The 13,287-nt window shown below is 62.2% G+C and carries 7 protein-coding genes; all 7 read left to right on the top strand.

What is annotated here, in order from left to right; translation table 11 throughout:
- The gene (locus NXC14_RS21135) at positions 1 to 1,068 is read left to right on the top strand and encodes an ABC transporter permease (RefSeq protein ID WP_085779794.1); all 1,068 of its coding nucleotides are present in this window, start codon (positions 1 to 3) and stop codon (positions 1,066 to 1,068) included.
- Positions 1,065 to 2,000, top strand: a complete 936-nt coding sequence (locus tag NXC14_RS21140) for an ABC transporter permease (RefSeq protein WP_085779795.1) — start codon at positions 1,065 to 1,067, stop codon at positions 1,998 to 2,000. Before NXC14_RS21135 ends, NXC14_RS21140 begins: the two co-directional genes overlap by 4 nt.
- Positions 1,997 to 2,830: an ABC transporter ATP-binding protein gene (locus NXC14_RS21145; protein WP_085779796.1), complete on the top strand. Its 834-nt coding sequence runs from the start codon at positions 1,997 to 1,999 to the stop codon at positions 2,828 to 2,830. The genes NXC14_RS21140 and NXC14_RS21145 overlap by 4 nt, the downstream gene beginning before the upstream one ends.
- Positions 2,827 to 3,576 carry an ABC transporter ATP-binding protein gene (locus NXC14_RS21150; RefSeq protein ID WP_085780235.1) on the top strand — a complete coding sequence of 250 codons (750 nt, stop codon included), beginning with the start codon at positions 2,827 to 2,829 and terminating at the stop codon, positions 3,574 to 3,576. The genes NXC14_RS21145 and NXC14_RS21150 overlap by 4 nt, the downstream gene beginning before the upstream one ends.
- Before the next feature lie 161 nt (positions 3,577 to 3,737).
- Positions 3,738 to 3,929 (top strand): hypothetical protein, encoded by a 192-nt coding sequence (locus NXC14_RS21155; protein ID WP_085779797.1) that lies wholly within the window; start codon positions 3,738 to 3,740, stop codon positions 3,927 to 3,929.
- A gap of 124 nt (positions 3,930 to 4,053) precedes the next feature.
- Positions 4,054 to 4,218, top strand: a complete 165-nt coding sequence (locus NXC14_RS33080; RefSeq protein WP_020922541.1) for a hypothetical protein — start codon at positions 4,054 to 4,056, stop codon at positions 4,216 to 4,218.
- A 452-nt stretch (positions 4,219 to 4,670) separates the two neighbouring features.
- On the top strand, positions 4,671 to 13,190 hold the full coding sequence (locus NXC14_RS21160) for a glucoamylase family protein (protein WP_085779798.1): 8,520 nt from the start codon (positions 4,671 to 4,673) through the stop codon (positions 13,188 to 13,190).
- Positions 13,191 to 13,287: the final 97 nt, after the last annotated feature.

A 13,287-nucleotide genomic window follows, 5' to 3' on the forward strand; every position in this document is an offset into this window, starting at 1 on the left:
GTGAGCACCATCGAAACCAGGCAGGAGGCGCGGCCCCGCAAGGGCCGTGCCGGCGCCTTCGCCAAGGCTTTGGGGCGGTTCCTGTTCGCCGCCGTCACCACCTATCTTGGCCTGCTGGCCGTCACCTTCTTCATCGGCCGAGTCGTACCGATCGATCCCGTGCTCGCCATTCTCGGCGACCGCGCTCCCACCCATGTCGTCGAGCGGGTGCGCCAGGAGATGGGTTTCAACCTGCCGCTCTATCAGCAGTTCTACATCTATATCAAAGGCGTCCTGTCCGGCGATTTCGGCAACTCGGTGCTGACGACCAATCCTGTCATGGTCGACATCCGCCGGGTCATGCCGGCGACGATCGAGCTCGCGACGTTGGGAACGCTGATCGGCGCCTGCGTCGGCGTGCCGCTTGGCGTTCTCGCCGCAGTGCGCCGCGGCAGCATTGCCGACCAGATCGTACGCGTCATTGGTCTCATCGGCTATTCGGTGCCGATATTCTGGCTGGCGCTGATCTCCCTCGTCATCTTCTATGCGCAGCTGCGCTGGGTGGCTTTTCCCGGCCGAATCGACATCGTTTTCGAATATACCTTCACGCCGATCACCGGCTTCTATCTTCTGGACAGCGCCTGGCAGGGGCAATGGGATGTCTTCTATGACGTCTTCCGCCACATCATCCTGCCCGCGTCGCTGCTCGGCTATTTTTCGCTTGCCTATATCAGCCGCATGACGCGCAGTTTCATGCTGAACGAGCTTTCGCAGGAATATATCGTCGCCGCGCGTGCCAAAGGTCTTTCGGAAACACGGGTGATCTGGGGCCATGCGCTACGCAATGCCGCCGTGCCGCTCGTCACCGTCATCGCGCTTTCCTATGCCGGGCTGCTCGAAGGATCGGTGCTGACCGAGACCGTCTTTTCCTGGCCGGGCATCGGGCTCTACATCACCAATTCGCTGCAGAACGCCGATATGAACGCCGTGCTCGGCGGCACGATCGTCATCGGGACGATCTTCATCGGCATCAATCTTCTGTCTGATCTTCTCTACCGGACGCTCGATCCGAGGACGCGAAACCGATGACGGCTCCTGCCAGCCCCTCTCCTGCGATGAGCCGCCGCGAATGGCTGCTTTCCGACCGGCCGCAATCGCGCAGGCAAGCCCGTCTCGGCCGCGCTTACGTCACCTGGCGGCAGTTCACGGCCAACAGGCTTGCCGTCGTCGGCCTGCTGATCATCGTCGCCCTGCTCCTCGTCGCCGCGTTCGCGGATCTCCTCGCCACGCACAACCCCGTCCTCGGCGATCTCCGCAATGCCCGCCTGCTGCCGCCGGGAACGAGCGGCTACCTGCTCGGCACGGATGATCAGGGCCGCGACATCTATTCACGGCTGATCTATGGATCGCGATTGACCCTGTTCGTCGTCGTGCTCGTCGCCATCATCTCCGCGCCGATCGGGCTGATCGTCGGCACGGTCTCAGGTTATGCCGGAGGCTGGGTGGATGCGACGCTGATGCGCATCACCGATATCTTTCTTGCCTTTCCGAAGTTGGTTTTGGCGCTCGCCTTCGTCGCCGCGCTCGGCCCCGGCATCCAGAACGCGGTCATCGCCATCGCCATCACCTCCTGGCCCCCCTATGCCCGCATCGCTCGGGCCGAGACGCTGACGGTCCGGCGTTCCGACTACATTGCGGCGGTGAAGCTGATGGGCGCCTCGCCGTTCCGCATCATCGTGCGCCATGTCATGCCGCTCTGCATTTCCTCGCTGATCGTGCGTGTGACGCTCGATATGGCCGGCATCATTCTGACAGCGGCCGGCCTCGGCTTTCTGGGTCTCGGCGCACAGCCGCCGCTGCCGGAATGGGGCGCGATGATCGCCTCGGGCCGGCGCTTCATTCTGGATCAGTGGTGGGTCGCGGCCATGCCCGGCATCGCCATTCTCATCGTCAGTCTCGGTTTTAATCTCTTAGGCGACGGCCTGCGCGATGCGCTCGATCCGAAGGAGAGCGGCCGATGACGACGCTTCTGACGGTCGACAAGCTCAAGGTCAGTTACCCCACCCGAACCGGCCTGATCGAGGCAGTGCGCGGCGTCTCCTTCACGCTCGGCAGAGAAAGGCTCGGCATCGTCGGCGAATCCGGCTCCGGCAAGTCGCAGACCGGCCGGGCGATCATGGGACTGACGCCGAAACACGGGATCGTCACGGCCGACAGGCTCGATTTCAGCGGCATCGATCTCCTCAAGGCATCCGCCGGCGAAAGGCGCAGGTTGCGCGGCAAGCGCATCGCCATGATCCTGCAGGATCCGAAATATTCGCTCGACCCAGTCATGACGATCGGACGGCAGATCTGCGAAACGCTGCGCACTCATGAGAAGATCGGCAAAGCGGAAGCGCGCGAACGGGCGCTCGCCATGCTGGAAGCGGTGCAGATCCGCGATCCCAAACGCGTCTTCGACCTGCACCCGCACGAAGTTTCGGGCGGCATGGGACAGCGCGCCATGATCGCCATGATGCTGATTGCCGGGCCTGAACTGCTGATTGCCGACGAACCGACTTCGGCGCTCGACGTGACGGTGCAGCTCGATGTGCTGCGGATCATGGACAGGCTGGTCTCTGAGCGCGGAATGGGGCTGATCTTCGTTTCCCATGATCTGAGGCTGGTCTCTTCCTTCTGCGACCGGGTCATCGTCATGTATGCCGGCAAGATCGTCGAAGAGCTGGCGGCCGCCGATCTCAAACATGCGCAGCATCCCTATACCAGGGGACTGCTGAACTGCATGCCGGAAATCGGCGCGAACCGCCATCCGCTGCCGGTGCTCGACCGCAAGCCGGAGTGGGCGGCATGAGCGCAGCCCTCCACGTCGACAATCTCAGTGTCGCCTACGATGATTTTCATGCGCTGAAGGATGTCAGCATCAGCGTCGAGCGCGGTGAATCTTTCGGCCTCGTCGGTGAATCCGGGTCAGGCAAATCGACCTTGCTGCGCGCCGTTGCCGGACTTGCGCCCATCAGCGGCGGCGCGATCCGCATCGACGGCGAAGAGTTGAAGGGTTCGAAGCGCAGCAAGGCCTTCTATCGGCGCGTGCAGATGGTCTTCCAGGATCCCTACGGCTCGCTGCATCCGCGCCAGACGATCGATCGGTTGCTGCTCGAACCGCTTGCGATTCACGCCGTTACCGACAGCGACAAGCGCATTGCCCGCGCGCTCGACGAAGTCGGTCTCGGCATTGGTTTCCGTTTCCGCTATCCGCATCAGCTTTCCGGTGGTCAGCGACAGCGTGTGGCGATCGCCAGGGCGCTGATCGTGCAACCGTCGATCCTGCTGCTCGACGAGCCGACATCGGCGCTCGACGCCTCGGTGCAGGCGGAGGTGCTGAACCTGCTCGAACAGATCCGCCGCGACCGCAAGCTCACTTTCGTCATGGTCAGCCATGACCTCGGCGTCATCACGCATATGTGCGAAAGGCTCGCGGTGATGCGCAGCGGCGCTGTCGTCGAACGATTGAGCTCGGAAGAGCTGGCGCGGGGCGCGGTCCAGGAGGATTACACGAAAAATTTGATGATCGCGAGCAAGGGTTTCGTCAAAGCCTAAAGGTAATCATTTCAAGCCATTGAAAAGAAAAGGCCGGCGGGGGAGTTAAGGATAATGTTCCCTTAAAAGACGACCATTCGACTAGACTATTGACAGCCGCCGCGCTTCTGTCATGATCCTGTTAACGATTGTTAGCTTTCGTGATCGATGGAGGTCGAGGCATGTTCTTTCTCGGTGGGATGACCATGGGCTATCTCGATCCTCGCGTAAAAGCCGCTCCCAAGGAACAGATCACGGTCTCCATACCGGCTGAACAGGACCGGCGCCTGATCGGGACCGAGACCTCCGATCTGCAGCAGAACGAGAACGCCATCGAGCGCTCCCTGATCTGGGCATGGCGCACGCTCTGCTAAAGAGCGGTTGAATTTTCTCTTGCGCCCGCTCTGGACGCAAATTTATCTCTACCTACCTGATAGGGAATAAGAAATATAACAGCGAGCCGCACAACCGGCCGCACGAGAACAACGGAGGCGACACATGGCAGAGCTGGGTATTTCGCATACTCACGTGAACCACTATGGTTCGGTAGCCACCAAGAAGCCGCACGCGACGCGCCACAGGCTTCAGACGGTGCTCCATGGGACGATCTTCACCGCGGCATTCCTGTTCGTGGTGGCAATGGTCTGCGGCGTCCTCGGATAGTCGGCAGATGATAGGCCTCGGCACGTGCCGGGGCCGCCTGCGCCTCTGCGGCGCGTTTCCTCGCTCGGGGCAAGCCCGATCAAAGCGCAGCCAGACCATGATCTGGCGAACCTTCCTCCTATCGACAAGCCGCGGCCGGGCCGCAAGGTTGCGACATGCACGGCGCTCTGCCTTGCGCAGCAAGCGCGCCGGCCCGCTCGGCTCACCATTCTTGACTTGAATTATCGCGATAGTGTCCAACTTTTCGCCATGGTTTTGCGGAGAGGGTATTGATCGACCTTCAGGCCGCGCTGGACCAAGGCTAGGCCCGGTTACATCGCTTGCCCAGACGTCATTCACCCGGCTTCATCGATCTTCGAAGAATCGGGCCCCGTTCATGTAGCAGTCATGATAAGCAGTGCAAAAGGCTGAGCAAAACAGCCATAACTTTGTTTGGATCCAGAACCGAACCCATGTCTATTGCCAATCTTTCTCCGAGCCTTCCGTGCGAATCCGATACGAAGCAGATTGATCACAATGATTCGATCCGCTCGACCTATCTTTCCATCGAGGACATCAAGGCGATGGGCGAAGCGGTCGTCGTCAACGGCGTCGACAAGCTGCCGGCTTTCGCACCCTTTGATTTCTTCGCGCGCCACAAGGAAAACGAGAAGGAAATTCTGCGCGTCTACCGCACCACGGCAACCGACGTCGAGGCCGGAGAGACGATCACGCCGGCGGCGGAATGGCTGCTGGACAATCACTACATCGTCGAAGAGGCGATCCAGGAGGTGCGGCGCGACTTTCCCCGCCGCTTCTACCGCGAACTGCCGACGATGCATGTCGGCGGCGTCGACATTCCGCGCACGCTGGTGCTTGCCTGGCTCTACGTTGCCCATACCCACAGCACGATCTCGCAGGAAAGCCTGACGGCGCTGGTCGACGGCTTCCAGAGCAGGGAGACGCTGAGGATCGGCGAACTCTGGGCCCTGCCCTCGCTGGTGCGCTATGTGCTGGTGGAAAACCTTCGCCGCATTTCGAGCCGTGTCGAAGCCAGCCGCCGCCTGCGCCGGCGCGCCAATGAGGCGGCCGACGAATTGGTGCGCCTGACCGATCCGGCCAAGGCGGCCGCCTATCTGAAGACGCTGGAACCGCTTGCCGAAGACAATACCTTCTCGACGCAGTTCCTCTATCGCCTGCGTGACGGCTCACAGACGTCGAGTCTGGCGATCACCTGGCTCGATGAACGCCTGGAAGAGCTCGGTCGCAACACCGAAGAGGCGACGACGGCCGAACACAGCCGTCTCTCTTCCGGCAACGTGACGATGGGCAACATCATCCGTAGCCTGCGCGAGATCGACGATACCGAATGGTCGGTCTGGGTCGAACAGGTCAGCCATGTCGACAAGCTGCTCTGGGAGCATTCGGATTACGGCATCCTCGATTCCGGTTCGCGAAACAAATACCGCAAGCAGATCGAGAAACTGGCCAAGCGCTCGCCGCTGACCGAAATGCAAATCGCCCAGCTGGCGCTCGACATGACCGAGGCCGCCAAGGCCTCCGACGAGCCGCAGCCACATGAGCCCAATGTCGGCGGCTTCCTATCCGGCGCGCAACGGCCGAAGCTCGAGGCGCGAGCGAATTATCGCCCGACGATCACCCAGCACTTCGTGCGCGCCGTGCGCCGCTTCAACTGGCTGTCGATCGCGCTACCCGTCATGCTGCTGACGATCATCGCCATGGCGATCGTCGGCAGGTTCATGGCAAGTGCCGGAATGGGCGCCATTGAAATCGCAATCCTGCTGATCATGTTCTCATTGCCGGCCTCGGAGGGCGCAACAGGTCTCTTTAATACCCTGCTGTCCTTCTTCGTCACCCCGGCCCGCCTCGTCGGCTACGAGTTCAAGGAAGGCATTCCGGAGGATGCGCGCACGCTGCTCGTGGTGCCCTGCCTGATCTCGAACCGCGACAGCGTCGACGATCAGGTGCGCAATCTCGAAGTTCATTATCTCGCCAATCCGCGTGGAGAGATTTATTTCGCGATGCTCAGCGATTGGCCCGACAGCGATGCCGAGGAAACGCCTGCCGACCTCGAGGTTCTTGACTATGCAAGGCGCGAGATCGCTAATCTTTCCGCCCGCTATGCCTATGACGGCAAGACGCGTTTCTACCTGCTGCATCGCCGCCGCCTCTACAATCCCTCGGAAGGTGTTTGGATGGGCTGGGAGCGCAAGCGCGGCAAGCTGCATGAGCTGAACATGCTGCTGCGCGGCGACCGCGACACGACCTATCTGCCCGGCGCCAACACCGTGCCCGCCAATGTGCAATATGTCATGACGCTCGATGCCGACACACGCCTGATGCGCGATGCCGTCACCAAGCTCGTCGGCAAGCTCTATCATCCGATCAACCGACCGGTCATCAATCCGAAGACCGGCCGCGTCGAGAGCGGCTATGGCGTGCTGCAGCCGCGTGTGACGCCATCGCTGACCACGGGCAAGGATGCCTCGGTCTTCCAACGCGTCTTCTCGATCAATCGCGGTCTCGACCCCTATGTCTTCACGGTGTCCGACGTCTATCAGGATCTCGCCGGCGAAGGCACGTTCACCGGCAAGGGCCTCTATCATGTCGATGCTTTCGAAGCCTCGCTGAAGGGCCGCATCGAGGAGAACTCGGTGCTCAGCCACGACCTTCTCGAAGGCTCGATGGCGCGCTGTGCGCTCGTTACCGATCTCGAATTGGTCGAGGATTTCCCGATCCGCTACGAGGTGGAGACCTCGCGCCAGCATCGCTGGGCGCGCGGCGACTGGCAGCTCCTGCCCTATATGTTCAATCCTAAATACGGCGTTACGGCCCTTGGCCGCTGGAAGATGTTCGATAATCTTCGCCGTTCGCTAACGCCGATCGCATGGTTCTTCGCCTCCGTGCTCGGCTGGTATTTCATGGGTCCGCTCGGCGCGCTCGTCTGGCAGATTCTCTTGATCTTCTGCCTGTTCGTGGCGCCGACGCTGTCGCTCATCAACGGCATCATCCCGCGCACCAGCGATATCGTCGCCCGCGCCCATCTCTATACGGTCTGGTCGGACATCACCGCCGCCAATGCGCAGGTCGCATTGCGGATCGTCTTCATCGCCGATTCGGCGGCGATGATGGCGGATGCGATCGGCCGGTCGCTCTACCGGCTGTTCGTCAGCCGCAAGCTGATGCTGCAGTGGCGGACCGCCGCCAGCGTCCAGGCAGGCGGCCAAGGCACCCTCGCCTCTTATTACAGGCAGATGTGGCATGCGCCGGTACTGGCGCTGCTGGCGCTCGGTTTCGCAGCCCTTCCCGGCGGCAACGCTTTCCTCGTCGGCATCCCCTTCGCGCTTTTATGGATTCTCTCGCCTGTCGTCGCCTGGTATGTCAGCCAGTCGGCCGAGACCGAGGACCGGCTCGAGGTCGCCGATTCCGTATCGAGCGAGCTGCGCAAGATCGCCCGGCGCACCTGGCGTTATTTCGAGACCTTCACCACGCCTGAACAAAATTATCTGCCGCCGGACAATATCCAGGAAACGCCGCACGTCATCGTGGCGGCGCGCACCTCGCCGACCAATATCGGCGTCTATCTGCTCTCCGTCGTTTCTGGCCGGCATTTCGGCTGGTTCTCCTTTGAGGAAACGCTCGAGCGGCTGGAGCAGACGATCGCGACGATCGACAAGATGGAGAAATTCCGCGGCCACCTGTTTAACTGGTATCACACCGATACGCTGCAGACGCTCGGGCCGCGTTACGTCTCTGCCGTCGACAGCGGCAATCTCGCCGGCCACCTCATCGCGATTTCCTCGGCCTGCCGCAACTGGGCTGAGGCGCCGTCGGCCCACATGCAGGGCAATCTCGACGGCGTCGGCGACACCGCCGGCATCCTCAGCGAAGTGCTGGCGGACCTGCCCGACGACCGCAAGACCGTGCGCCCGTTGCGCCGGCGCCTGGAAGAACGCATCGTCGGCTTCCAGAATGCGCTTGCCGCCGTCAAGCGCGAGCACGAGTTCGCCTCGATCCGCATCATCAACCTCGCCGTTCTCGCACGCGACATCGAAAAGCTCGCCGCCAATCTCGACCATGAGGTCAAGTCGAAGCAGAGCGAAGAGGTCACCCAATGGGCGGCGTCGCTGGTCAAGGTCTGCGAGGCGCATATATCAGACAGCACCTTCGATCTCTCCAAGGTCGATGCCCTCAGGCCGCGCCTGGTGGCGTTGCGCGACAAGGCCCGCGATCTCGCCTTCTCGATGGATTTCGGCTTCCTGTTCCGGCCGGAACGGCGCCTGCTGTCGATCGGCTACCGCGTCGAAAGCGGCGAACTCGACCAGGCCTGCTACGACCTTCTCGCCTCGGAATGCCGCCTGACCAGCCTCTTCGGCATCGCCAAGGGCGACCTGCCGACGGAACACTGGTATCGTCTGGGCCGCCAGGTCGTGCCGGTGGGTTCACGCGGCGCGCTGGTCTCCTGGTCCGGCTCGATGTTCGAATATCTGATGCCGCCGCTCGTCATGCAGGAGCGTGGCGGGGGTATTCTCAATCAGACGAACAATCTGGTCGTCATCGAGCAGATGAATTATGCCCGCAAGCTCGGTATCCCGTGGGGCATTTCGGAAGCGGCCTTCAATGCCCGCGACCATAACCTCAATTACCAGTACACGAATTTCGGCGTGCCGACGCTCGGTCTCAAGCGCGGCCTCGGCCACAATGCCGTCATCGCCCCCTATGCTTCGCTGCTGGCCAGCCAGTACGACCCGCCGGGCGCGCTCGAAAACCTGCAGAGGCTGCGCAAAGTCGGCGCACTCGGCAAGTTCGGCTTTCACGACGCGGTCGATTTCACGCCGACGCGCGTGCCGGAAGGCAAGAAATGCGCGGTGGTCTACAATTATTATGCCCACCATCACGGCATGTCGATCGCAGCCGTCGCCAACGTCGCCTTCAACGGCCATCTGCGCGAACTCTTCCACTCCGATCCCGTGATCGAGGCGGCGGAGCTTCTGCTGCAGGAAAAAGCGCCGCGCGACATTCCCGTCATGAGCGGCAAGCATGAATCCGATACGCCGGCCAGCATCCAGGACGATCTCATGCGGCCGGAAATCAGGAAGATCAGCGATCCCCTTTCGCGCGACCGCGAGCTCGTCTTCCTGTCGAACGGCCATTATTCCATGATGCTGACGGCGACGGGCGCCGGTTATTCCCGCTGGAACGGCCTTTCCGTTTCCCGCTGGAAGGCCGATCCGACCGAAGACCGCTGGGGCACCTTCATCTTCCTGCGCGATACCGCCACCAACGAATGGTGGTCGGCGACAGCGGAGCCGAAGGGTGTCGAGGGCGAAAAGATCAAGGTCGAATTCGCCGACGAGAAGGCGCAGTTCACCAAGACGGTCGGCGACCTGACGAGCGAGGTGGAGTGCATCATCGCCACCGAGCACGATGCCGAAGCCCGTCGTGTCACCCTGCTCAACATGGGAACGGAAGATCGTTTCATCGAAGTCACGTCCTATCTCGAACCGGTGATCACCTCGGATGATACCGACAGCGCGCATCCGGCATTCGCCCGCATGTTCGTCAAGACCGAGATCGGCAAGCGCGGCGACGTCATCCGCGCCGAACGCAACAAGCGTGATCCGAACGAGCCGAACATCAGCCTCGCACATCTGATCGTCGACAATGCCGGCGACACCCGTCACACCGAATTCGAAACCGATCGGCGCAAGTTCATCGGCCGCGGTCGCAGCCTTGCCGATGCGGCGGCCTTCGATCCGGGTGCGACACTTTCCGGCAGCGACGGCTTCACGCTTGATCCCGTGATGTCGTTGCGCCGCACCGTGCGGGTGCCGGCCGGCAAGAAGGTCAGCGTGTTCTTCTGGACGATTGCCGCGCCAAGCCGCGACGAGGTCGACAAGGCGGTCAACCGCTATCGTCATCCCGACGCCTTCAACCACGAGCTCGTCCAGGCCTGGACGCGCACGCAGGTGCAGATGCGCCATGTCGGCGTCACCTCGCAGCAGGCGGCAGCGTTTCAGCATCTCGGGCGCTACCTCGTCTATCCCGACATGCAGTTGCGCAAGGATGAGGCGACGGTCGAAGCCGGCCTGCAATCGCAATCGGCCCTCTGGCCGCTGGCGATCTCCGGCGACTTCCCGATCTTCACGTTGCGCGTCGACGACGACATGGATCTCGACGTCGCCCGCGAGGCACTGCTGGCGCAGGAATACCTGCGCTCGCGTGGCGTCACCGCAGATCTCGTCATCATGAACGAACGCGCTTCTTCCTATGCGCAGGACATGCAACACGCGCTCGACGCAATGTGCGAGAACGTACGCCGCATGGGTCAGGCCGACGGCTTGCGCCAGCATATCTTCGCGGTTCGCAAGGACCTGATGGAGGAAAACACCTACAGGGCATTGATCGCGGCTTCCCGCGTCACCCTGCATGCGAAGAACGGCAAGGTGGTCGACCAGATCAACCGCGCTGTCGCCCTCTTTGCGCCGTCAAAGGATGAACTGCAGGAGATGGAGCGCGCCGAACGCAACAGGGCGCCGGTCAAGCGCATCGCGCCGGTGCCGCCGCCCGTGGTGCCGGCCGTTGCCATCGAGGAGGAAGGCGACCTCGACTTCTGGAATGGCATTGGAGGCTTTGCGCGCGACGGCCGCGAATATGTCGTTCGCCTGCCCGGCGGTCATGCGACGCCGCAGCCTTGGATCAACGTCATCTCCAACGACAGGTTCGGTTTCCACGTGTCGGCTGAAGGCGCAGGTTTCACCTGGAGCGTCAACTCGCGCGATTATCAGCTGACGTCCTGGTCGAACGATGCGGTGATCAACCGGTCGGGCGAGGCCTTCTATCTCGCCGATCTCGAAAGCGGCGCCGTCATGACACCGTTTGCAGCGCTTTCGCGTCGGCCGGATATCCGCTTCGAAGCCCGCCACGGACTCGGCTATTCGGTCTTCTCCACCGTTCAGCACGAGATTGCGCTCGAGCTGACGCAGACGATCGACCGCGAGAAGCCGGTGAAACTGCAGCGCCTGCGCCTGCGCAACACCGGTTCGACTGGCCGCAAGCTGCGTCTCTACGGTTACGTCGAATGGGTTCTTGGCAGCAACCCGGGACGCACTGCGCCCTTCATTCTGTCGAGCCATGACGAGGAGACGGGGGCGCTGTTTGCCACCAATCCTTACAGCATCGATTTTTCCAACCGAACCGCCTTCTTCGCGGCGAGCGAGAAGCTTTCAAGTTTCTCGGCAAGCCGGCGCGAATATATCGGCAAGGCTGGCACGATCCAGATGCCTCAGACCGTCACCTCCGCAGCCCCGCTTTCGGGCATCACCGAGCTCGATGGCGATCCGGCCGCGGCTCTGGCGATCGACATCGAACTCGGGGCCGGCGAAGAGCGCGACGTCACCTTCTTGCTCGGCGATACGGCGACGGAGGAAGAAGCGCGCGCCTTGATCGCCGAGATCCGCAAGTCTTCGTTCGACGATGCGGTCGAGGCAAACCGCGCCTTCTGGCGGGATTTCACCGGCAGGCTGCAGATCTCCACGCCAGATCGCGGGATGAACAATCTCGTCAACACCTGGCTGCCCTATCAGAGTCTCGGCTGCCGCATCATGGCCCGCACCGCCTTCTACCAGGCAAGCGGCGCCTTCGGTTTCCGCGACCAGTTGCAGGATACGCTGGCCTTCCTGATGCACGAACCGTCGATCGCCCGGCGTCAGATTCTGAATGCCGCCTCACGGCAGTTCCGCGAAGGTGATGTTCAGCATTGGTGGCTGCCGGGAACGGGTGCGGGCGTTCGCACCTTGATTTCGGACGACGTCGTCTGGCTGAGCTACGCGATCCACCATTATTGCAGCGTCACCGGCGACAAGACCGTGCTCGACGAGGAGCTTGCCTTTCTGGAAGGACCCGCTCTCCTCGAAGGTCAGCACGACTCGTTCTACAAGCCGGAGATTTCGGAGGACAAGGCGAGCGTCTACGAACATGCGGCCCTGGCGCTCGATCTCGCCATCGCCCGCAAGGGCGCAAACGGCCTGCCGCTGTTCCTCGGCGGCGACTGGAACGACGGCATGAACCGCGTCGGCATCGGCGGGCGCGGCACCAGCGTCTGGCTTGGCTGGTTCCTGGCGGGTGCATTGCGCGCCTTCATTCCCTATGCCGAAGAGCGCGGCGATTCGGCTCGAGTGGAGCGCTGGTCGGCCCATCTCGCCGAATTGAAGAAGGCGCTCGAAACTGCGGCGTGGGACGGCAGCTACTATCGCCGCGGCACATTCGACGACGGGGCGCTGCTCGGCTCCAAGGAGAGCCCGGAATGCCGGATCGACTCGATCGCACAATCCTGGAGCGTTCTGTCCGGCGAAGGCGACCCGGCTCGTGCCGGAAAGGCGATGGATGCCGTGCTCGACCAACTGGTCGATGAGGAGGCGCGCATCATCCGACTGTTCACGCCGCCTTTCGTCAATTCCGCCAGGGATCCCGGTTACATCAAGGCCTATCCGCCGGGCGTGCGTGAAAACGGCGGGCAATATACCCATGCCGCGACCTGGGTGGTGATGGCGCTTGCGGAACTGAAGCGGGGCGACGACGCACTGCGCTGCTTCCAGATCCTCAATCCGATCACGCATGCGCTCGACAAGGCTTCGGCCGAACAATACCGGGTCGAACCCTATGTCGTGGCAGCTGACGTCTATGGGCACGAGCCTTATACGTCGCGCGGCGGCTGGACCTGGTATACCGGATCGGCCGGCTGGCTCTACCGAGCCGCCGTCGAGGGCATTCTGGGGATCCGGTTGAAGGACGGCCGGCTCCATGTGCGTCCGTCGCTTCCGTCGGAATGGGACGGTTTTGCGGCGGAGGTGGAGCGGGGCGGCGTCAAATACCGCATTTCGGTCTCAAAAGCGTCCAATGCCAGCGGCTACACTCTGTCGATCAACGGCAGCGAAGTCACCGATCCCGAAGAGGGATATCCGCTCGGATAACAGCGTTCTCCACGCTGAAGAACACGGCGATTCGCGACGGCCAAAAGGGAACCCTTTTGGCCGTCGTCGCGTTTGCAAAACCGGACAACAGGAGAAA

It is taken from the genome of Rhizobium sp. NXC14 (assembly GCF_002117485.1).
GTDB lineage: Bacteria > Pseudomonadota > Alphaproteobacteria > Rhizobiales > Rhizobiaceae > Rhizobium.

What these genes read in the sequence shown, in the direction of transcription:
- NXC14_RS21140 (WP_085779795.1), top strand. Translation starts at nt 1,065, where the DNA reads ATGACGGCTCCTGCCAGCCCCTCTCCTGCGATGAGCCGCCGCGAATGG.
- NXC14_RS21145 (WP_085779796.1), top strand. Translation starts at nt 1,997, where the DNA reads ATGACGACGCTTCTGACGGTCGACAAGCTCAAGGTCAGTTACCCCACC.
- NXC14_RS21150 (WP_085780235.1), top strand. Translation starts at nt 2,827, where the DNA reads ATGAGCGCAGCCCTCCACGTCGACAATCTCAGTGTCGCCTACGATGAT.
- NXC14_RS21155 (WP_085779797.1), top strand. Translation starts at nt 3,738, where the DNA reads ATGTTCTTTCTCGGTGGGATGACCATGGGCTATCTCGATCCTCGCGTA.
- NXC14_RS33080 (WP_020922541.1), top strand. Translation starts at nt 4,054, where the DNA reads ATGGCAGAGCTGGGTATTTCGCATACTCACGTGAACCACTATGGTTCG.
- NXC14_RS21160 (WP_085779798.1), top strand. Translation starts at nt 4,671, where the DNA reads ATGTCTATTGCCAATCTTTCTCCGAGCCTTCCGTGCGAATCCGATACG.